The sequence below is a fragment of the Candidatus Margulisiibacteriota bacterium genome, from assembly GCA_028715625.1.
In the GTDB taxonomy this organism is placed as follows: Bacteria; Margulisbacteria; Riflemargulisbacteria; order GWF2-35-9; family GWF2-35-9; genus JAQURL01.
In genome coordinates this window covers 1-21,305 of the sequence record JAQURL010000012.1, presented here as the reverse complement: position 1 = coordinate 21,305, position 21,305 = coordinate 1, and the positions used below count along the sequence as shown (strand labels likewise).

18 protein-coding genes are annotated in these 21,305 nt (G+C 39.5%); 4 read left to right on the top strand and 14 right to left on the bottom strand.

Annotated features, from left to right (window positions below):
- Positions 1–23: 23 nt before the first annotated feature.
- The 13 genes from ilvC to PHV30_03110 form a co-directional block, all read right to left on the bottom strand.
- A complete protein-coding gene (gene ilvC, locus PHV30_03170; protein ID MDD5456016.1) occupies positions 24–1,019 on the bottom strand; it encodes a ketol-acid reductoisomerase in 996 nt (331 codons plus the stop codon).
- A gap of 75 nt (positions 1,020–1,094) precedes the next feature.
- Positions 1,095–1,568 carry an acetolactate synthase small subunit gene (ilvN, locus tag PHV30_03165; GenBank protein MDD5456015.1) on the bottom strand — a complete coding sequence of 158 codons (474 nt, stop codon included), beginning with the start codon at positions 1,566–1,568 and terminating at the stop codon, positions 1,095–1,097.
- A 5-nt stretch (positions 1,569–1,573) separates the two neighbouring features.
- The gene (gene ilvB, locus PHV30_03160) at positions 1,574–3,268 is read right to left on the bottom strand and encodes a biosynthetic-type acetolactate synthase large subunit (protein ID MDD5456014.1); all 1,695 of its coding nucleotides are present in this window, start codon (positions 3,266–3,268) and stop codon (positions 1,574–1,576) included.
- 285 nt (positions 3,269–3,553) lie between these two features.
- Positions 3,554–5,209 carry a dihydroxy-acid dehydratase gene (gene ilvD / locus PHV30_03155; protein MDD5456013.1) on the bottom strand — a complete coding sequence of 552 codons (1,656 nt, stop codon included), beginning with the start codon at positions 5,207–5,209 and terminating at the stop codon, positions 3,554–3,556.
- A gap of 72 nt (positions 5,210–5,281) precedes the next feature.
- Positions 5,282–5,917: a hypothetical protein gene (locus tag PHV30_03150; protein ID MDD5456012.1), complete on the bottom strand. Its 636-nt coding sequence runs from the start codon at positions 5,915–5,917 to the stop codon at positions 5,282–5,284.
- A 65-nt stretch (positions 5,918–5,982) separates the two neighbouring features.
- A complete protein-coding gene (locus tag PHV30_03145; protein MDD5456011.1) occupies positions 5,983–6,783 on the bottom strand; it encodes a hypothetical protein in 801 nt (266 codons plus the stop codon).
- Between the two features lie 413 nt (positions 6,784–7,196).
- Positions 7,197–8,633, bottom strand: a complete 1,437-nt coding sequence (gene gcvPB / locus PHV30_03140; protein ID MDD5456010.1) for an aminomethyl-transferring glycine dehydrogenase subunit GcvPB — start codon at positions 8,631–8,633, stop codon at positions 7,197–7,199.
- On the bottom strand, positions 8,623–9,957 hold the full coding sequence (gene gcvPA, locus PHV30_03135; GenBank protein MDD5456009.1) for an aminomethyl-transferring glycine dehydrogenase subunit GcvPA: 1,335 nt from the start codon (positions 9,955–9,957) through the stop codon (positions 8,623–8,625). Before gcvPA ends, gcvPB begins: the two co-directional genes overlap by 11 nt.
- A complete protein-coding gene (gcvH, locus tag PHV30_03130) occupies positions 9,958–10,347 on the bottom strand; it encodes a glycine cleavage system protein GcvH (protein MDD5456008.1) in 390 nt (129 codons plus the stop codon). It lies immediately after the preceding gene.
- A gap of 220 nt (positions 10,348–10,567) precedes the next feature.
- Complete coding sequence (gene gcvT, locus PHV30_03125; protein MDD5456007.1) at positions 10,568–11,626, bottom strand: glycine cleavage system aminomethyltransferase GcvT; 1,059 nt, start codon at positions 11,624–11,626, stop codon at positions 10,568–10,570.
- 133 nt (positions 11,627–11,759) lie between these two features.
- Entirely contained in the window at positions 11,760–12,857 is a 1,098-nt protein-coding gene (gene hisC, locus PHV30_03120; protein ID MDD5456006.1) for a histidinol-phosphate transaminase, read from the bottom strand.
- A gap of 81 nt (positions 12,858–12,938) precedes the next feature.
- The gene (locus tag PHV30_03115; GenBank protein MDD5456005.1) at positions 12,939–13,571 is read right to left on the bottom strand and encodes a hypothetical protein; all 633 of its coding nucleotides are present in this window, start codon (positions 13,569–13,571) and stop codon (positions 12,939–12,941) included.
- Between the two features lie 57 nt (positions 13,572–13,628).
- Entirely contained in the window at positions 13,629–14,660 is a 1,032-nt protein-coding gene (locus tag PHV30_03110) for a hypothetical protein (protein MDD5456004.1), read from the bottom strand.
- A gap of 431 nt (positions 14,661–15,091) precedes the next feature.
- On the opposite strand from PHV30_03110, the gene PHV30_03105 reads away from it, so the two are divergent.
- The gene (locus tag PHV30_03105; GenBank protein ID MDD5456003.1) at positions 15,092–17,917 is read left to right on the top strand and encodes a hypothetical protein; all 2,826 of its coding nucleotides are present in this window, start codon (positions 15,092–15,094) and stop codon (positions 17,915–17,917) included.
- A gap of 9 nt (positions 17,918–17,926) precedes the next feature.
- On the opposite strand, the gene PHV30_03100 is transcribed toward PHV30_03105, so the two are convergent.
- Entirely contained in the window at positions 17,927–18,502 is a 576-nt protein-coding gene (locus tag PHV30_03100) for a hypothetical protein (protein ID MDD5456002.1), read from the bottom strand.
- Between the two features lie 239 nt (positions 18,503–18,741).
- On the opposite strand from PHV30_03100, the gene PHV30_03095 reads away from it, so the two are divergent.
- The 3 genes from PHV30_03095 to PHV30_03085 all read left to right on the top strand — a co-directional run.
- Positions 18,742–19,590, top strand: coding sequence for a hypothetical protein (locus PHV30_03095; GenBank protein MDD5456001.1), 849 nt, complete (start codon positions 18,742–18,744; stop codon positions 19,588–19,590).
- A 4-nt stretch (positions 19,591–19,594) separates the two neighbouring features.
- The gene (locus PHV30_03090; protein MDD5456000.1) at positions 19,595–19,801 is read left to right on the top strand and encodes a hypothetical protein; all 207 of its coding nucleotides are present in this window, start codon (positions 19,595–19,597) and stop codon (positions 19,799–19,801) included.
- A 129-nt stretch (positions 19,802–19,930) separates the two neighbouring features.
- On the top strand, positions 19,931–21,305 hold a 1,375-nt coding region (locus PHV30_03085; GenBank protein MDD5455999.1), incomplete at its 3' end, for a hypothetical protein.

The following is a 21,305-nucleotide window of genomic DNA, read 5'->3' as shown; positions in this document are numbered from 1 at the left end:
GCAAAACCTTTTCAGGCTAACAACTAGTCTTTCTTAATCCAACTCATCATACCGCGCAACTCTTTACCTACTTTTTCGATCAGAGAATTCTTCATATCTTCACGATATTTGGTCATTTTAGGTTTCCCGGCTTTACATTCATCCAGGAATTCCTTGGCAAACTCTCCGCTCTGAATTCTTTTCAGCGCTTCTTTCATGACTTTCTTGACTCCATCATTGATAATTTTGGGACCGACAGAATAGTCGCCATATTCAGCTGTGTTAGATATAGAATCTCGCATTTTGGCAATACCACCTTCGTACATTAAGTCTACAATAAGCTTCAACTCATGCAGGCATTCAAAATAAGCAATTTCCGGCTGATAACCTTCGGCAACCAATATGTCAAAACCGGCCTGAACCAAAGCTGTGGTACCTCCGCAAAGCACGCACTGTTCACCGAAAAGATCGGTTTCTGTTTCTTCTTTATATGTAGTTTCCAAAATACCAGCCCTTGTACCGCCGATACTTTTTGCATAAGCCAAGGCTATGTCTTTGGCGTTACCGGTAGCATCCTGATGTACTGCCCATATACAAGGAACGCCGAAACCTTCTTCATAAACTCTTCTGACCATATGTCCCGGCCCTTTGGGGGCAACCATAATTACATTCACATCTTTGGACGGAACTATTGTTTTAAAATGAATATTGAATCCATGCGCAAAGGCCAGAGTTTTACCGGCAGTCAGGCCAGGCTCAATTTCTTTTTTATAAATATCAGCAGCGAATTCATCCGGTACCAACATCATAATAAGATCGGCTTTTTTCGCGGCTTCCGCTGCTGTCATGATATTCATTTTATGCTGAACGGCTTTCTCGTAATTGGGGGTACCCTTGAGTTCTCCAACCACAACATTTAAACCGCTGTCCCGATGATTCAGGGCATGCGCATGCCCCTGAGAACCATAACCGATAATCGCTATGGTTTTACCTTTGAGTATATTCAGATCTGCGTCCTTGTCATAATATATTTTTGCCATTCTTTTTCTCCTTTCAAAACTCACCCGCTGTCCTTTTGTATACAAGGTGGTCACTCAGTGACCGGAGTTTGAGTATTATCCTCTTTGTATGGCTATCGAACCTGTACGTACCAGTTCGACTATTCCGAACTTCTTGATTAATACCAGAAAACCTTCGATCTTGTCCTGATCCCCGGTAAGCTCAATCACCAGATTCTTTTCACTGACATCAATAATTTTTGCTCTGAAGATATCAGCAATTTCTATAATTTCCGAACGGGTACTGGCCGTAACACTGATTTTTACCAGTGCCATTTCCCGCTCTATATGTGTTTGTTTGGTTAGATCAATAACTTTATAAGTATCTATCAATTTATAAAGCTGTTTAACTATTTGTTCGATAATAATATCGTCACCATGCACCACCAGAGTAATTCTGGAAAAATCCGGATTTTCCGTAATTCCTACAGCCAGACTGTCGATATTATATCCTCTGCGGCTGAAAAGTCCGGCAATTCTTGCCAGTACACCAGGTTTATTTTCTACTATTACTGAAACAACATGTCTCATGTATTTTATGTCCTTTCCGAAAACAGCATTTTATTAAGTACTCCGCCGGCCGGAACAAAAGGATATACGCTTTCCTCACGATTAACAACAACATCAACAAATACCGGGCCGTTATGAGAAAAAGCTTTTTCCAAAACTTTCTTTAGTTCGGAAGGTTTCTCGGCTCTCAAGCCCAGGACATCATAAGCTTCGGCAATTTTTACGAAATCCGGTTGTTTGCCCTCAAGGTCAACATGGGAGTAACGTCCTTCATAAAAAAGTTCCTGCCACTGCCTTACCATGCCCAGATAACGATTATTAATAATAATAACTTTAACAGGTAGTTTGTAATAAGCAACTGTAGATAATTCCTGAATATTCATCTGAATAGAACCGTCTCCGGCAATATCGATTACCAGTTTGTCAGGGTTGGCAACCTGTGCGCCGATGGCTGCCGGGAAACCGAATCCCATGGTGCCCAGTCCGCCCGAAGAAAGAAAATGACGCGGGTGCAGATGATTAAGGAACTGTGCCGCCCACATCTGATGTGTGCCAACTTCTGTTGCAATAATAGCCTCACCTTTAGTCAATTGATTGATGGTTTCCATTACAAACTGAGGATAAATTACATCGCCTGTCTGCTTGTAAGACAGCGGATGTTTTTCCTTTAAATCCTGAACAATCTCCAGCCATTCTTTTTTAGGTTCTACTGGTGTTTCCTTAAGCAGTTCGATCATGTCTTTTAACACCTGTTTGGCGTCTCCGACTATGGGAACTGTGGGCTGAATACATTTACCTATTTCTGCGGGATCAATATCAATATGAATAATTTTCGCTTTAGGCGCGAAAGTTTCCAGTTTGCCGGTGATGCGGTCATCAAAACGCATACCAATTGCTATTATCAAATCCGAGTCATGAACAGCGTAATTGGCATATGCCGTACCGTGCATGCCGGGCATCTTCAGGGATAATTTATCATTGTAAGGATAGGAACCAATCCCCATCAAGGTACTGGAAACCGGTATACCGGTAAGACTTACAAGCTCTCTTAACTCAGCCGAAGCGTTGGAGGCTATAATTCCGCCTCCTGCAAGAATAACCGGCTTCAGTGCTTTCTGCATAAGGTCTATCGCTACCTTGATCTGTTTTATACTTCCCTTATAGGTAGGTTTATAAGAAGGAATATTTATATCTTTAGGATATTCGAATGGAATTCTGGCTTGAGTAATATCTTTGGGTAAATCTATTAAAACCGGTCCGGGTCTGCCGGTCCGGGCTATATAAAAAGCTTTTTTAATGGTTTCAGCCAGATCTTTTACCGATTTTACCAAAAAATTATGCTTGGTAATGGGCATAGTTATACCGGTAATATCGGCTTCCTGAAAAGAATCTTTTCCGATCAAATTGACTGAAACCTGACCGGTAAGAGCGACCATGGGTATGGAATCCATATAGGCATTGGCAATACCGGTAACCAGGTTGGTCGCACCTGGGCCTGAAGTGGCCAGGCATACGCCTACCTTGCCACTACTGCGAGCATATCCGTCGGCCGCGTGCGCGGCAGCCTGCTCATGGCGAACTAGGAAATGATTTATATCGCTATTGTAAATTTCATCATAAATATCCAGCAAAACGCCGCCAGGATAACCAAAGATATCCGTTACGTTTTCCTGTTTTAAACTTTCCAGAAGAATTTTGGAGCCTTTAATTTTATCTGTCATTACACAAATCCCTTCCTCAAAACAGATATTAGGAAAGAATTGTAACACAATAATTGATTGCGGTTAAGTGGGAAATTGCTGAGATTTTACAGCGGAAATTTAAGATAAATCTGGGGAGACTATTATGAAGGCATTTTCGTCATTCCGACCTGAGTGGAGGAATCTGAAAATGCCGTCTTTTCTGGACTTAAGATTTCTCCACTCCGCTTCGCTCCCTTCGAGAACCTCAGGGAGCAGGTCGAAATGACAAATTAGAAAAGCTTCGTTAAGGCGTGATTTAAAATTTTATTCCAATACTGCTCCGGTACTGGCAGACTTAACCAGTTTAACATACCTGCCCAGACAGCCTTTATAGTTCTTTTTAGGCGTTTTAGCCTTCTTTAACCTTTCTTTGATCTCTTTATCGGAAAGCTTTACATTCAGTGTTTTTTTAGGCACATTGATCTCGATAATATCACCATCCTGAATGGCCGCTATCGGGCCGCCCAAGGCTGCTTCCGGCGAAACATGACCTATGGCCGAACCCTGCGTGGCTCCGGAAAACCTGCCGTCGGTGATAAGCGCTACATCTTTGTCCAGGCCCATACCTACGATAGTCGCGGTAGGCACCAGCATTTCGCGCATGCCCGGACCGCCTTTGGGACCTTCATAACGAATAACCACAACATCACCTTTTTTAATCTTGCCTTTTTTCATTGCCTCGACAGATGCGTCTTCGCTGTCAAAAACTTTAGCCGGGCCGCTATGTACACTCATTTTTTCGGAAACAGCGGACTGCTTAACTATAGCGCCTTCAGGAGCTATGTTGCCGAACAAGGCCGCAAGTCCACCGATTTTATGATAAGGATTTTTTAAGGGACGGATTACTTCTTTGTTTCTGGTCTGCGCGTTCTTAATATTTTCTTGGATTGTTTTTCCGGTTACGGTTATAAGATCGGTTTTTACCAGCTTGCCTTTGGCCAGTTCGGCAATAACTGCCTGAATACCACCGGCATCATCCAGGTCCTGCATATGATAAACGCCAGCAGGCCGCAAAGATACCAGATGCGGAGTTTTATCACTGATCTCATTTATTAGCTTTAATGATATATTCAGGCCGGCTTCATTAGCTATGGCCGGCAAATGTAATGCCGTATTTGTGGAACATCCCAGAGCCATATCTACAGCCAGAGCGTTTTTGAAATTATCAAGAGTCATCATGTCCTTGGCTTTTATATCTTTTTTAACCATATCCATAATTGCCACTCCCGAATTTTTGGCTAAAGCGATTCTGGCACCTTTAACCGCAGGGATTGTGCCGTTACCCGGCAAAGCTATACCCAGCGATTCCGCCAGACAATTCATGGAATTGGCGGTAAACATTCCGGAACATGAACCAGCGCCCGGACAAGCAACATCTTCAATATGCTGCAACTCTTCTTTGGTGATCTTTCCAGCATTAAATGAACCTACAGCTTCAAAAACATGAGAAAGGTCCACACATTTAGCGCTGTCCCCGCCAACAAGCATCGGGCCTCCGCTGACCATGACGGTGGGAATATTTACTCTGGCAGCGGCCATAAGCATGCCGGGAATTATTTTATCGCAATTGGGAATAATGACCAGGCCATCAAACTGATAAGCGTTAACCATAGCTTCAACAGAATCAGCAACAATTTCTCTGGTCACCAGCGAATATTTCATACCTTCATGGCCCATGGCTATACCGTCACAAACACCGATGGTATGAAAAAGCATTGGAGTGCCTCCGGCCATCAAAACGCCTTCCTTAACTGCTGTGGCAACTTTATCCAATAAAATATGTCCCGGAATAACCTCGTTATAAGACGCAGCTATACCTATTAAGGGACGCTTAATCTGCTCTTCAGTGTATCCCATACTCTTGAATAACGAACGATGGGCTGCTTTATCCGGTCCTTTTTTTACTTTATCACTTCTCATAGGTCGCTCCTTTATAATTAATTTGTATTATAAAAATACCACCATCTTAATAACTTATCAACTTATGAACTTTTATTTGAAACAGTCCTGAAGATTATTTGCAAGTAATCTGCTGAATTCCTTTTTCTTGATTATTTCAGTGAAAAAATTTGTTTGCTGCAAAAGTGCCTTTTTACCTTTTTTCTGAGCGCTGCCCAATATTTTTCTGTTATCCAGCAGTATTTCATATTTAGCAGGAAAATCCAGACAAACGTCATTTATTTTTTTTTCTTTATATTCAGCCAAACTTTGTTTCGCCAGGCAGGAATCAATACCTGTTTGATTTAATGTCATATTCAGAATTTCCGAGATTTTGTAATAAATCTCGAGCAAACTTTTTTGCCTGGGGAAAAAACTGAGAGGAAACACCAAACAAAAAGTAAAATCACCGGGCTTATGATACACAATGCCTCCACCCGTTGGACGACGTACGCAAACGATATTGGAAGGCAATCCCTGCTTTTCTTTGTAGTCTTCTACAATTTTTATCTGTTGATTACAGCCATAACTTATACAGTGTTCGGTCCATGTGTAAAAACGCAAATACGCCATTGCCGGCTCAGTCTCCACCTCAGAAAACATCTCCAAATCTTTTTGCATATTGTAATAAGGAGCACATGGTCCATTGTCGATAACTTGAAATTTAGTAACTTTTTGCTGATAACTCATGTTTGATAAAATTATATATAGTTTTACAAGTATTGGATATAACTGTTTAAAAGGACCAAAAAGTTCTAACCAAACAATAAACGACAATAAGCATCATAAGCTGACTTAAAACCATTGATACAAGCTGAAAAAGAACTCTCGGAATGATGCTGATCTGCCAGAACTTGTAATAATTCAAAAACACACTGAGGCACTCCTTCTTCATGCCGCACATTATAAAAACCTTCTTCAGCCATTATTTTTCTGGCTGATTGAATGATATTATCCCTGTCTGCTTTTTGTGCTATATCAAGAAAAATATTAAAAACATCTATTAATGGGGTTGGCTTCATTTTTTCAAAAAAAACAGCAAATATTTCTAAAATATCGTTCCCAATTAAATCATCTTTTTTAAATACACCCTTCCCAATGAGATGATCCTTTGTAAATTTCATCATATAATTATCCTCATGCTTCGCTATCCTTTGTTTGGCTATTGCTTTCCGCTCTTCCAGATTAAAATGGTTATTCTCAGGTAATTGTTCGTTTGCTTTGATCAGTTCCAGAATCCTTAAGTCTCTTATTAATTTGCCTTTAACCGTTTCAAAATTCTGCTCGTTAAGATTTGTTAAACAGTTGGTTATTGATTTAATAGCATTGGATTTCGTATCATCAATAATAATTTGATAACTTATAATTTTAATAAAAGCTATTACTTTATTAAAATAATCTGCTTCTGTTGCAACTTTTTTATAATTGAAAAATTTATTTAAAATATCATTTATTATAGACGGGATAATCAACAATTTGACTTCCAGGTAAGTTAATAATTCATTAATATCTTTAACTGTTTTTCCCGTATAATTTGATACGATTTTACATTTCATGGCAACTAACTCCCTGTTTTGCTTCTATTTATACCTGGAGGATTTTATGCATAAAACAGCTTAATTCTAAAATAGAATACCCTCGTATTAATATATCGAAGAAGTTACAATTTTTTCCCACATTCACAAAACCTGGACATGTTATCCGAAGCTGAACCTGGGTCATCGTTTATTATATTGAAGGGTGGATGGGTTTGCAGGTTTGGGAGTCGGTTTATTCATATTAATTAATTTTTGTCACCCTGAGCCTGATGAAGGGTGTTAGAAGTACACTTAATCATGCTCCGTCCCACCTACGCTAAAGCTTCCGTCTTCGCTGAAGCTTCGCCGAGACAAGTCGGCGCGGCAAGCAAGCTCAGCATGACGACACGAGGCATATTTTCACTTTGTTTGAATAATAAAACAGCAATATATTACGAACCGATATCAAATGCAGTTAATTTAGGTTGTTTAACTGCTTTGGTCTCATCCAGTCTTCCGACTATTCGGTTTTGCGGGGCACTTTTTAACAGTTCAGGAGTTGTTTCCGCTTCTTTGATAATTTGCTCCATCACCTGCATAAACCTGTCCATTGACTCTTTACTTTCAGTCTCAGTCGGTTCTATCATCAAACATTCATGAACAATCAACGGGAAATAAATTGTAGGCGGATGAATACCAAAATCGATAAGCCGTTTGGCAATATCCAGCGCGGAAACTCCTTTTTCCTTTTTTAGTTTCGCGGCAGATAACACAAATTCATGCATGCAAAAACGGGCATAGGGTAATTTTAACAAATCTTTCAGCCCGACGCGCAAATAATTGGCATTAATTATGGCCTGCTCGCTGACCTTGCGCAAACCCGTGCTGCCTTCCAGTAAAATATACACCAGAGCCCTTAAAACAATGGCAATATTGCCATAAAAACCATGTACTTTCCCTATGCTTTTCTGTGAAGAAAAATCAAGGCTAAAAGAATTATCGGATTTTTTGACTATCGGCCTAGGCAGAAATTGCACAAGAAAATCTTTCACTCCCACTGGTCCTGATCCGGGCCCTCCTCCGCCATGGGGTGTGGCAAAAGTTTTATGCAAATTCAAATGACAGACGTCAAAACCCATGTCCGCCGGTCTGATAAGACCAAGCAAAGCATTAGCATTGGCCCCGTCATAATACAAAAGACCTCCAGCCTTGTGTACAATGTCAGCTATCTCTACAATCTGTGTCTCAAAAAGGCCCAGAGTAGAAGGATTAGTCAGCATCAAAGCCGCTACCTTATATTTGGTTACAGCCTGACTGAGTTCTTCAAGATTAATGTTACCTTGCTCGTCTGTGGAAATCTTAACCACATCAAATCCGGCGATGGCAGCGCTGGCGGGGTTTGTACCATGAGCTGTGTCCGGAATAATTACGGTATTGCGGTCAGCTTGGCCTTTATCTAAAAAATAAGCCTTGATAATCAACAGCCCTGTATGCTCACCATGCGCTCCGGCAGCCGGCTGTAAAGTAAATTGCGCGTATCCGAAAATAGCGCATAAAAGTTCGTTTATCTTATACAGAGCTTCTAACATTCCCTGCACATCTTCATTATCCTGCAAAGGATGAAGCTGAGAAAATTCTTCCAGGGAGGCGATTTTTTCCAAAATTTTGGGATTATATTTCATGGTGCATGACCCCAAAGGATAAAAACCGGAGTCCACGCCAAAATTCAAGGTGGACAAATAGGTGTAATGTCTTACTACTTCCACTTCGCTTAAGTCTGGAAATCGCAACGGCTTTTTCCTTAGCAGGGGCTGAGGGACATTGGGATCATTCACCAAAGATCCACCAATCGGTGTTTTATAAAAAACCGGCTTGAAATTATCTGACATTTTTTATGGATTCCTTAATAAAGCCGACAAATATATCCAGTTGTTTTTCGCTCATCATTTCATTTACAGTCACAAGATAGAGTTCATCCCAGTAAGCGTTTAATTTTTCCAGTACAAAGCCACCCTGAATTCCGCTCTTTTTCAGTTTTTTGTTAAGCTCAAAAAAATCTATTTTAGCAGACTTTATAACAATCTCCTGGAAACTGAGTTCCGGGCAACATTTAACATCCAATATTTCACCGATCTTATTTTTTAAATACCGGGTTTTGTTCATTATGTCCGAGGCCAATTGCTGAGCACCTTCGCGACCAAGGAGTGACATATATACTGTAGAACGCAAGGCCATCAGTCCCTGATTACTACAAATATTGGAAGTGGCTTTTTCTCTGCGAATATGCTGTTCTCTGGTCTGAAATGTAAGTACATAACCTATTTGGCCATTTTTATCCTGCGTTTCGCCTACTATACGACCGGGCAAATGACGAACAAATTCCTTTTTAGTAGTAATAAAACCCAACGACGGTCCGCCATAAGATGGATAATTTCCAAGCGAGACAGCTTCTCCGAAAACAATGTCCGCACCAAATTCTCCGGGAGTTTTAAATAAAGCCAGAGCTAACGGGTTCAGGACACCGAAAATTATTCCTACTGCATCCTGTCTGGCTTTTTCTATTATCTGGGTATAATCGGTGAGCCTGCCGAAAAAATCAGGATACATGCATACCACAGCAGTAAGTTCTTTGTTAATTTGTACGGTTTTTATATCTTCAAAATATTCTATGTCAAATCCATAACCTGCATTGTATGTATTTAGAACTTCCTTATAAAATGGTGATATTGCTCCGATCACTGCAAATTTATGCTTCTCTCTGGCACTTATGCGTGCGGCCATCTGCAAAGACTCGGCCATAGCTGTGGCACCATCATAAAGACTGGCATTACTGATCTCCATACCTGTCAGTTCGGACATATATGTTTGAAATTCGAAAATAGCGGTTAATGTACCCTGACTGATTTCGGGCTGATAAGGCGTATAGGCAGTATAATATTCACTGCGAGAGGCTAAATAATCAACCGCTGCCGGTATATACCTGTAATAAACTCCGGCACCTAAAAAATTTTGATCAGGTGAAAAAATATTATTTTTACGACCTAAATCTTTGAACAATTTAAATACCTGCTGCTCAGAAAGGCCTTCTGGTATACTTAATTGTTTGAGACGATGTTCGTTGGGTAAATCTTTTAAAAGTTCCTCAATTGATTTTACACCGATGGCCTCAAAAATTTTCTGGTCATCAGTGTTGGGTAATCGAGGGAATGTCATTTACTCTTCTTCGCTAATCATTTCCTCATATTCTTCTGAAGATTTCAGATCTTCAAGTTCGGCAGGTTCGTACATTTCAATTTTAAATAACCAGCCTTCATCATAGGGAGAAGAATTGACCAATGCAGGATTTTCAACAACAGCTTCGTTTATTTCTGTAATTCGGCCGCTGACCGGAATATAGATATTGCTGACTGTCTTAACGGATTCAATAACCCCCACCTGGTCCATCTGAGCGAAATCTTCACCTACCTGTGGCAGTTCCACAAAGACCACATCACCCAAAGCATCTTCCGCGTAATCTGTAATTCCTACAACTGCGTTTTTTCCATCTACTTTTACCCATTCATGTTCATCGGAATAATAGAGATTTTCGAGTATCAAGCTCATATCTAAACGGACCCCTTTCTTAATATACTCTTAGCAAAATGGTTTGCGACTTTGTTGCCTTTGTCGCTCGCTCCTCTATGTGCCATTAGCACACCTCCGGGGCTCGCTTCTTGGCGCCTCGTCGCAATTCCATTTTGCGTCGAGTAAATTCTTTCTAAATCGTAAACCGTTTTGACATTAGTATTTATTTTAAATCATCAACAATATAGCAAATAATTTTTTAATTGTTAATACCCTTTTTTTTAATAAAAGGTAAATTCATAACTTGCCCCTGATATTCTTTTTCCCTGATCTTCAACCAGGCTGTATCTTTATCAGTTAAATCCCTGTTTGCTAAAAATAAAGCGATTGATTTATTCAGAGTAGGAGAAAAAGTTCCACTGGTTACCATACCGAGATCTTTAACCTCGCATCCTTGGCGGGGAACAACCCTGTCCTTAAGTGACACACCATATAAACGTCTTCGCCTGGGGACGCTTTCCAAATATTTTTTACCTACAAATTCCGGTTTGGAAAGCTTCACAATCCAGCCGTAACCTATATCAAAAGGTGTAATCTGGTTATATATTTCCTGACCGTATAACGGTAATCCCGCCTCAATACGCAGGGTATCTCTTGCTCCCAAACCAATCGGAGCCGCGCCTTTGCCCAGAAGCAGATTCCAGACCATTTCCGCCTGCCCGTTATCAACAAATATTTCATAGCCGTCTTCGCCGGTATATCCGGTGTGGCTCACAATTACCGGAACAGCATTAATTCTCCCTGTGGTTACTGTAAAACTTTTTATCTGACTGTCGAATTCACAAATCGACATTAAAATACTCTTCGATTCAGGGCCCTGCAAAGCTATAATGCTCAAATCATCACGATGTTTTAACTCTGCTTGAAATGCTTTGGCAGACTGATTTTTTTTCATCCATTCAATAATTTTTTGGAAATTGCTGCAATTGACTACCAACCTGTAATAATTTTCGAAACGGGTGAGGATCATATCGTCAAGCACCTGTCCGTCATTATTCAGCATCATGGTATATTGAGAATCATTGGGTTTTAATTTGCCGACATCATTGACAGTCAAATATTGCAGATAATTAAGCGCAGCAATACCGGTGATATCGATAACCCCCATATGGGACACATCAAATATTCCGGCTTTTTGACGAACAGCTTTGTGTTCTTCGATAATACCCGAATAAGATATCGGCATTTCCCAATCGTGGAACACTATCATTTTGGCTTTCAATTTTTTGTGAGCTGAATTTAACGCGGTTTTTTTCATAACAATTCTCCTTTTTTATTACGGGCATCCACAACTGCGCCTTTTGAGCCTTTCTCCTGTTAAATTGTGGAGAAAACAGATCAGTTTAAAAAGTTACACAGCGTTTTTTATCAAATGAAAAGATTGCAACTCTTCAGATACTCAAACACTTCAGTACTTCATTCAAACTCTTAATAAAAATTTGATTTTCCTCGGGCAAACCTACGGTCACCCTGATTGCGTTGGGAAAACCGAATCCTTTCATGGGTCTGACTATAACACCTTTTTTTAGCAATTCCTCAAATATTTGCTGGCCTTCCTGCTTAAATATTATAAAAATAAAATTTGATCTGCTGGGAAGAAATTCCAAACCTGATTTTTTTAATTCCGTATATAAATATTTTTTTTGTTCTTCAATTTTCTTTCTGATATCATCTTCCCATTCTTTTTCCTGAAGCATAGTCAGGGCGGCATCCTGCACCAGGGCATTAACATTAAAAGGTTGTCTGGCCTTGTTCAGAGAATTAATAATGACCTCATCGGCAATTCCAAAACCCAATCTTAACCCAGCGCATGACCAGATTTTGGAAAAAGTGCGCAGAATAATGAGGTTTTTATAATTTTTTAAATAGGCGCAACTTTCCGGATAGTCAGTACCGCTGGCATATTCGTAATAGGCTTCATCCAAAACAACCAGGACGTCTTCCGGAACTTTCCTGATAAATTTATCAAACTCACCGGCTGTAAAATAAGTACCTGTAGGATTATTGGGATTACAAATAAAAATAACACTGGTTTTTGCGGTTATTTTTTGCAGGAAACCATCCAGATCATAAGTATAATTTTTCAGGGGAACAACCTTATAAGGCGCATTTACTAAAAGCGTGGAAAATTTGTATTCGGAAAAAGTTCCTTCGGAAATAATTACTTCTTTATCAACGTTCAGATAAGTCAGGGCAATTAGCTGCAAAAGCTCATCCGAACCATTACCAAAAATAAACTGCTCAGGTTTTAAACTGAATTTGTCGGCCAAAACCTGCCTCAGCCTGAACACAGACCCGTCCGGATAAAGATACAAATCTTTGATCTTTTGCTGAAGTATTTTGATTACATTTTCCGGCAGTCCCCAGCTGTTTTCATTACTGGCCAGTTTGACAACTTTTTTCAGGCCCAGTTCACGCTGAACTTCTTCTATGGGTTTGCCCGGAATGTAGGGATGAATTTTTGCGATATTCTCGTTGAGTTTGAGCATAATGATGAAGAATTATCGCATAAAACAGTAAAAAAAACCATTAGATGATGATGTGCCGGAATCTGTATCTGAAAAAAATAATTATTTCTTTGAATTAGATTTTGGCCTGCTGCTGTTCGAAGAATCAGAACTGCTTTTTGCATTATCAGAATAGGTTTTATAAGCTCCGATCAAAACTAATATGCGCATATCAACTGCCGAACGGTCTTTAATATCTATATTCCAGTTGTCCCTGAAAATATTTATCCAGGGTCTGTCGATCGTCGCTATTTCTTTGCCTGACGGATTATATAAAGTAATGCCGGTCGCCCCGAAATCTAATTTTTTTGATTTGGCGATTTCATTGCCATTTGAGTCAAGAATTTTATAAGAAGTATATCTTTTAAATAATGACTTCAACACTTCTTCCCTGATTGTGCCGATTTTATTATTCTGTGAGTCATAAACATCTATCCTGGTGCCCCATGAAACCAAGGCTTTCTTGCCAGTAGCCACTAAATTATCGCTTTTGTCTTTGAATTCGAATTGAGTGCTTAGATTAAAAAATTTTGCTCTTACCGAGCCATGTTCGCCTGCATCGGAACTTACACTAAAAGAGGTAGTTAATGTAAGCCTCTTCTCACAAACGTTAAATTTACTCGGTATACCGTTGTTTTTGTTATACGCTGTTACATTGCCTGTATTTTTGCCCGAAATTAATAGGTCATTTGCCATTCTTTGCTACCCTATAAATATTTATTAAAAAAACCGACCTTATAGTTTGTTTCGACCTTATCTTAAGGAGTAAGGAGTAAAGAGTAATAGGGTATATACATCCTGCATATTTACCCCTCTGATAAAATTGATAAGTTCTTGCGCGACCGGATAAACCCGGCGCAGGTTGGACAGTTTAACTAAGATTTCGCGTTTGTAATCATTATATGCGGGGTCATTCTTATCAATTCTGATAGTGGTATGCGGATCTTTGGGATTAACGGACAATTTGCCGGTCCTGACATAAATAGTCCCGGTCTTTAAATCAAAAAATAGATTACGGAATTGATCGGAATTTGTTTCTCCGACCACACAGCAATAATGTGTTTTCGCAGGGTCTGCTGTATTTGTGGTAGGATTATAAATAGGATGATTCGGGTCTGACTCCATTTTTTTTCCTGTTGTAAATGATGTAGTATGTGGTGCCCTCTCCGAAATTATAAAATTATGTGGCCAGAAAGAATGCATGGTCATATTTTTCATTAATTCTGCGCGTGGAATTACCGGAAATACATATTTAAAATTTTTCTTCATGAAGGAAACCAGATTATTAATCTCAGGATTTGCATTGCCGGCTACGGTTTTCAACGCACCGATCATACCGTCAAAAAACGCTATGTATTCTTTGCTTCCGGGTTGATATTGATAAGTCTGGATATGGTCGCCACCTCTCTCACGATAATAAATATTACCTTTCTGTAAGTCCAGGAAGTAAACAAACCCGGTGTGAATAGCGCTCTGATTGCCAACCGCAATACAATAATGACTATTTGTCGGATTATGAAATAAACCGTTGGGATCGCTATCAAACGCAACATTACCGGTTGTGGCTTCCAGATGCCCTGACGAACCCCAATAAGGACCGTTAAACATTTTCCCCTGAAAATCGGGCAGCTTATTTCTGGCTTCTTTAAACAAAGGAGTTATCAATCTGGCGGGTATGGCCGGATAACCATCTACATTGGATGCGGTATTCACCGCTGATACTCCTTCTGTCCTGTTGGTCATTACTAACGCCCCGTCCTGTGTTCTTGTTACGATTATAGCCATTTTTTTGCTCCCTTCTAAAATTTATGCCTTTATTAATATATCGAACAAATTAATAAAAAAATTATTAAATTTTATTGAAAATCTGAATGAATCGTTAAATTTTTCAATTAAGATAAGAGCATATTCCATGTGGACAACCTTAATTTTCAACAAACTATTAGCTGAAATTTTATTGATTCTTTTTCGATAATTGCATAGGAAGGTTACGCATAGCCTCTACCTATATTGGTACGACAATGGCACAGCAGGTTATCCGAAAATGGAGACTTTCAAGTCATTGCGTGCGAAGCGCGGCAATCTACATTTCCAGACACGTGGATTGCCACGTCGCGAACGCTCCTCGCAATGACAAAACATGTATTTTCGGACATCCTTTATTAAATTGTCGTTAGAAAAATAGATTCTTTAAGGAAGCAAAAGCAAAAATAAATATGAAATGTAAATTAATTGCCATTCAAGCGGATATAGCGCCTCAAGATAGCTATCTGACACGGTTAGCCAGGCTAGGGGCCAAATTTTGTTTCAGTTCCGGCACAAAAAGTGCGGCGCTTAAACTTATGGAAGCCAAGCCGGATTTTCTGAACCACAATATTCTGGATTCAGACCCCAACGGATTTATTATGGATGTACTTCCGTTAAGCTTATACACTGTTTACTACTACAGAAAGCTGCTTCATACCACAAGACCGCTGGAAATGTTAAATCATTTGCGCTCGCTGATGAAATTTATCCGTGATAATCACCGATATACAATGCCTTTAAATACTTCGCGTATTTTGGTCGCTCTTATAAAAGAAGCACTTAAACACGACCCTGATTCTGCTGAAAGGATGAAGTACCTGGAACAATTTATTCAAGCCTCAGAAGGCGACCCCAGGGTCATAAAAAAGCTGTTACGCCTGAATAATATGATAGAACTGCCGGAAGGAATTGCGCTGCGCAATATCGGTGCTGCCTGGGATGACCGGGTTCATGACATTTCAGCCGGAGGCAGAAAGGAAACAATCCAACTGATTTTGGATGCTTATATGAAAGGCTTATCCAAAGTGAATTTATCCTATAGAAACTCCCTGCATCCGGTAGAGCAAATTTATTATGGACTGATTGCAGCTGAAATCCTGGAAATGGATGTAACTTTTTCAGTGGAATTTAAAATCGGTAAAGCAGGAGATAAAACCACCTTTACAGTATATTTCCCGGTATGCAAGTCTCTGGACGATTATTATGAATTTTTTGAACATGAAAAACTGGACAAACTTTATTCGGTAATTCAGGAACACTTTAAATTACATATAGCCAGTATTCATAATCACATTGATATTTTTAATAAAGCGCTGCATTTCAGCCTGGTGGACGCTACTCTGAAAGACGCACAGACTTGCCTGACACCCATAACATTCGCCAATGCCCAGGATGTTTCCAAGGAAGGTTATCTGGACAGAATACATCTGGGAATAATCTTGTATAATATCTATAAACCTATTCTGGAATCCAGGATACTGAAACTAAGGCACGAATTTAAAGAGGCCGAGGATGCCTGGAGGAAAGGCGAACTTCAACATTCACAATATAAACGCCTAAAAAATCAATTGGCAGAAATGGAAGAAAAATATGGCAATCTTAATCCCAGACAATTAAGAGATCAATACTTTTCACACGCGATTGTGGATTACGACGCTTTATTCCCGGATGAATACCCTCTGTCAGCAGCACTTAATGACATCAATGACCTGGGCGGAGTAATTGTAATAAGCAGGCCTCTGGAAATAGGACTTCAGCAAACACTGCAGCACATCGTGGAAAACTTTCCGGCAATAAAAGCTGTGGAACTTTATAATACTCTGGACTGTTTCGGCAGAAAATCAAACGAAATAAAAAAACTTCATGAAATGATAGAAATACTAAACAGCAAAGACTTCAACAGAATCTATTCCTTATTGAATGAATATCATATACCTTCTGACACAAGTGACCGGTTCTTATTAGAATTCCTGAAGTCGGAATTAACCATAAAATTTACAGTGAGCAGTGATTCTACAGGTTATTACCCGGAAATACCCGGTATGGGTTTTTATGACCCGACCAACTCCAAAATCTCCGCTAAGATTCATCGCAGAAACATAAAGGGTAAAATATCCTTACCCATAAAAAATACTTTTAACATCAAAAAAGATGACATTCCCTGTAACTATTTATTTTGCGACAAAATTCCCTTTCATATAACTCCGGCCGGCTTGCATTCGGAATCTATTCACAGCCTGGGAAAAGAAGGTCAGTTTAAGTTTAATACTCTCGGTGAAAAACCCAGATTCCCCTATTCCTACCTGCTCAAATATCCCAGACCACTGATAAAAAACAGCGGACTGGTGGCCATGGGATTTTTAGTGGCATTGCATCATCCGGTCCTTGCTATCGGCCTGCCTTTTACTACGTTATGGTTTTCCATAACTTTTTTAAGAAATTATATATCAGATATGTTTTCCAGAGCCGGGACAAAAATTCGAGACTGGGGATTTAATAACTTCGACATTAATAATGCCTGTAATTCCTTATTCTGCACAGGATTTTCCATCCCGCTGCTGAAACTGGTTGATATGCAGGTAAGCGGACTTTTGGACTCAATGGACATTAGTATATTTACCAACAAATTGCTGAGGTTTATCAGCCTGTCCACAGTTAACGGAGCTTATATTTTTTCGCATAATATGATACGCAACATGGGCTTTCCCACCGCAAGAATGAATTGTCTGCGGACAATAATCAGCGCTCCCTTTGCTACTCTCGGTTCTTATGTGCTGGACCCTGTTCTGCCCAAAGTAGTTCAATCCAAATTCTGGGGTGATACTGTTGCCGGATTTGTAGTAGGATTAGGAAAATATAGAAAACTGAAAAAATACAGGGATGACGACTATAAAAAATTATTCGATTCATTTTCCAGCACTGAAAATTTCAAAGAAAAATCCGTCAATTTTCTGGATATCCTGTTCATTTGGGCCAGACAGCCCAGAGGTAAAAGCCGTCTCAAGGATTACTTAAAAAAATACAGCGAAGCTGACCTGCGAAATCTGTTGGAATTTTCCAATCAAAGCCAGATGTTTGGAATATTTGACAACAACAATCTGCATCCGCGATATCAGAATATTAAGGCATATCTGCAAAATAAAATCCCGGATTTTCAGGTATTCTGTAAAAAAATACTGGATCAAAAACAAGCAGTTTTAAAAATTTCTCCCGGTATTTACAATGAACCTTGGTGATTTTGATTTTTAATAGCCGGTGGGCATATCAAATACACCCAGTTTCGCAATCTTCTCTCTCACGGCAAGAGCTAACAGATATTGAATTCTGGCTGATTCCTGAGCAGAAAAATTCCTCAGGTCCAAACGTATTACCTCATTGTCGTTGAATTCTCCACGGTTGCAATCACAAATCAATCCGATAACATACATCTCATATTCCCTTGTTCTCCACGGGTATGTTTCGTACGCAACAGTTACACCAGTTGCCCTGACCAGGCTTTCAAGCTTTTGCCGGAGCGGATTAATAAAATCTCCGGCGCTATTCGCTTTCTCCAGAGCTCCGGGATGCATGACATCGTATACGGTGATCTGCGATCCCCCATCCAGATAAATCCAGGTACTTAACAAAGCGCTAAAATATTGATCCCTTTCTATAGCGGTTAGTCCCACATAGAGTAAATCATTCATGAAGACGGGACCGATTTTACCTGCTTCCTGAGCAGCTTTAATTTTTTTAAGCGCATCCATACCCGGGACTTGCATGAGCAGGTTTATTGCAACCAAGTCTACCCCCTGTGCATTGGCAATAATTTTGTTTAACATGTATAACCTCCAACTTTAAGCTTTATTATTTTCATCTAAGTTATCGTTGGAATATCAGAATAGTTGCAAGCGATATGCTGCGGATGTAACAGGTTTAAAAAATTGAGTTCCGGGCATATATATAAACAAGAACTCATCCCTGCCCTTCTCTTACAAAGAGAAGGGTGAGAGGTAAATCCACAACGAACATTCTCCTCTCTTATCAAGAGAGGGGCCAGGATGCGTTAGGCGGGGGAATTATGAATGAACTTTTAAATGTAGAAAACAAACAACTGAATCAGGCGCAAACTGCAAAAAGCACAGATAAACAATTTGAAGACAAAATTAATAATTATCTGAAGTCAACCGGCAGAGACAGTATACCGCCACAGGATATCAAGCAAAACCTGGGACTTTTAAAAGCCCAGCAGTTAACTATAAAAGATTTCTGCAAAAACCTGCTCAACTCTACTAATACCAATGACCTCAATACTATAAAAACTACAGCTGAGGAGCTTCATTTTGATTTCATCATGGATAAAACTCAACTAACAAATAAAACTGATATTAAGAATAACTCACCACTGCAAAATGCTGCCCAGTCTAAAAATATTGAAACTCAAAATAACCTGAATTTTCAGGCACAGATTAATATCGTTCAGGCAAAGGTGGGCGATCAGGTGCTTTCGGGTCAAATAATCAACCTGATAAATAACGGCAAACCCAAAGAAGCGCTGGCCCAACTGGGGAACAGGGTCGACCTGCTGGAAGGTATGCTGGAGTCCCTTATAAAAATGAACCAGCTTTCCACACAGCAATTGCAATCTGTACTGGCGTTTATTCAGGAAGCAATTACTGTATTTACACCTCAATTGCCCGAGCTGGCAGAACAAATAAAAAAACAATATGATCGTTTCAGGAAAAAAATTGAAGAAAATGACAAATCAGCTTCAGTTGAAGATTCTTCAGAAATTTCTAACGAGGCTCAGGAATTTATAAACGAATTCAAAAGCGTCACATCAAAACTCAATCAATGGGATGGAAAAATGCCGCAGGACATGGCTGAGTCTTATGATCAACTGTTAAGCCTGTTGGGATTTGCGGAGTAAAAATATGGCAATGGATGACAAGCACAGAGCAATTGTAGGAGAAATTCAGCGACTGATACAGATATACTATACCCTTCCGCCGGAAGTAAAAAAAGAAATAATGCGTTTTTTGAAAACCCCGGAGATGCTCACGGAGATCCGCTTTAAAAACAGTATGGCCAAAAACAAAAAAAACCTGAACATGAAAATCATTAATTATTATGTGGTATGAAGGTGCATGAGTGTATATGTTGATGAGTTTGTAGGGTAAGCGGTAAACTTATTCAGTATTTCAGCTGTCCGAAAATATATTTCTACCAAGTTTTTGAAAATTCCGCGATAAAAATCCGATAATTTAGATATGACTATTAAATTCCAAACCAAATTAGTGGCTTTAGAGCAACTATCAGGGCCTTTCTATATTGAGCAGTTCATAAGGAAATTCGAAATAAATCCGGGAACATTATTTATAATGCCACTGGTCAATATGTATGATATTTCCACAGTCATAGCAGATTACGCGGTCAATGGAAGTGATGAAATCCTGCAAAGGAAAGACGGAAGCCTGGTAATTTTGCATTATCCGCGGGGCTTTCAGGTGCTGGATAAAAACTATAACGAAAAAGAATTCCATTATGATTACCGTATTTACTTTGATAAGACACGAAATAATCCTGAATGGTGCTGGTATAACGGAACTGATTTTTGCCTGGACCCGGAAGAGAATATAATTGCCCGAAGAAATCATTTTGCAGAAATAGATATTCTGGATAAAAATTTCAAATACAAAGGCACTGTGCCATTACCTAAAAATCATACTTTCAAAGATATGCTTTACAGAGCTGTTGATAATAAAATATATGTACTGGCCAAGAATAAACAGAACAACAAATATTGCCTGCTCAGCTATGATTATGCCGCTTTCGAGCCTATTCTGGCCGCGAAAAGAAACCCGGATTCCACAAAAATAAAAAAAGCTTTGGAAAAAAATAAAATACCTATATGCCGGTTCAAAATCGCTCCTGACAGTTATATGGAACTGCCTGCGAATAAAAACGGGGCGCCTGATCTGAATCAAGACTCAGCCGGCAACCTTTATATAACACTCAATCATAACTGCAGCTGCTATATTCCCGAAAAACAGCAACTGCAATTGATTGTTCAACTGAACAAACGTAACTTCCTTTCCGGGACAAGGATCGAAAATGATCAGCTATATTTTTTTCAGTGCAGGAAAGAATTATCATCGGCAGCAGAATTGATCGTCACCGATTTAAGCGGGAACGAGATACAAAGGGTGGATCATCCCTTGTTTTCCACCACGAATATGATCAGGACCTTTGGTAAATATACCGGCAGGTACTGCGAATTGCTGCGCTTAGATCCGGCCGATACACATTTGAAGCATTTTTATAATGAATGCTCAAAAAAATACGGGGTCAGGGAAACAATAGATTTTATTGACGAACTAACGGAGCTGATAAAAGAAAACAATTCAGCATTTTCCATGGCTAAAGCTATAGAGATTGTTTTTCCCCTGTTAAATGTTGTATATAAAACAAATAACTTAAAAATTATTCTGCAGATTTTTAAACTTTTTTTCCCGGCATTGCTTTCCAGTGAGGAACATTTAAAAAGAAATTTTTTCATGTTGAGAAAACTTTTATCCTGGAAAAATCTGGATTTAAATGAACTGCTGCCTTATCTGCAAAGATTTTGCAGGGAGGCAGGTCAAA

Coding starts and splice junctions, on each gene's coding strand:
- PHV30_03090 (MDD5456000.1), top strand. CDS start 19,595: ATGGCAATGGATGACAAGCACAGAGCAATTGTAGGAGAAATTCAGCGA.
- ilvC (MDD5456016.1), bottom strand. CDS start 1,019: ATGGCAAAAATATATTATGACAAGGACGCAGATCTGAATATACTCAAA.
- ilvB (MDD5456014.1), bottom strand. CDS start 3,268: ATGACAGATAAAATTAAAGGCTCCAAAATTCTTCTGGAAAGTTTAAAA.
- PHV30_03145 (MDD5456011.1), bottom strand. CDS start 6,783: ATGAAATGTAAAATCGTATCAAATTATACGGGAAAAACAGTTAAAGAT.
- PHV30_03100 (MDD5456002.1), bottom strand. CDS start 18,502: ATGTTAAACAAAATTATTGCCAATGCACAGGGGGTAGACTTGGTTGCA.
- ilvN (MDD5456015.1), bottom strand. CDS start 1,568: ATGAGACATGTTGTTTCAGTAATAGTAGAAAATAAACCTGGTGTACTG.
- gcvH (MDD5456008.1), bottom strand. CDS start 10,347: ATGAGCTTGATACTCGAAAATCTCTATTATTCCGATGAACATGAATGG.
- gcvPA (MDD5456009.1), bottom strand. CDS start 9,957: ATGACATTCCCTCGATTACCCAACACTGATGACCAGAAAATTTTTGAG.
- PHV30_03150 (MDD5456012.1), bottom strand. CDS start 5,917: ATGAGTTATCAGCAAAAAGTTACTAAATTTCAAGTTATCGACAATGGA.
- gcvPB (MDD5456010.1), bottom strand. CDS start 8,633: ATGTCAGATAATTTCAAGCCGGTTTTTTATAAAACACCGATTGGTGGA.
- gcvT (MDD5456007.1), bottom strand. CDS start 11,626: ATGAAAAAAACCGCGTTAAATTCAGCTCACAAAAAATTGAAAGCCAAA.
- PHV30_03115 (MDD5456005.1), bottom strand. CDS start 13,571: ATGGCAAATGACCTATTAATTTCGGGCAAAAATACAGGCAATGTAACA.
- PHV30_03110 (MDD5456004.1), bottom strand. CDS start 14,660: ATGGCTATAATCGTAACAAGAACACAGGACGGGGCGTTAGTAATGACC.
- hisC (MDD5456006.1), bottom strand. CDS start 12,857: ATGCTCAAACTCAACGAGAATATCGCAAAAATTCATCCCTACATTCCG.
- PHV30_03095 (MDD5456001.1), top strand. CDS start 18,742: ATGAATGAACTTTTAAATGTAGAAAACAAACAACTGAATCAGGCGCAA.
- ilvD (MDD5456013.1), bottom strand. CDS start 5,209: ATGAGAAGTGATAAAGTAAAAAAAGGACCGGATAAAGCAGCCCATCGT.
- PHV30_03105 (MDD5456003.1), top strand. CDS start 15,092: ATGAAATGTAAATTAATTGCCATTCAAGCGGATATAGCGCCTCAAGAT.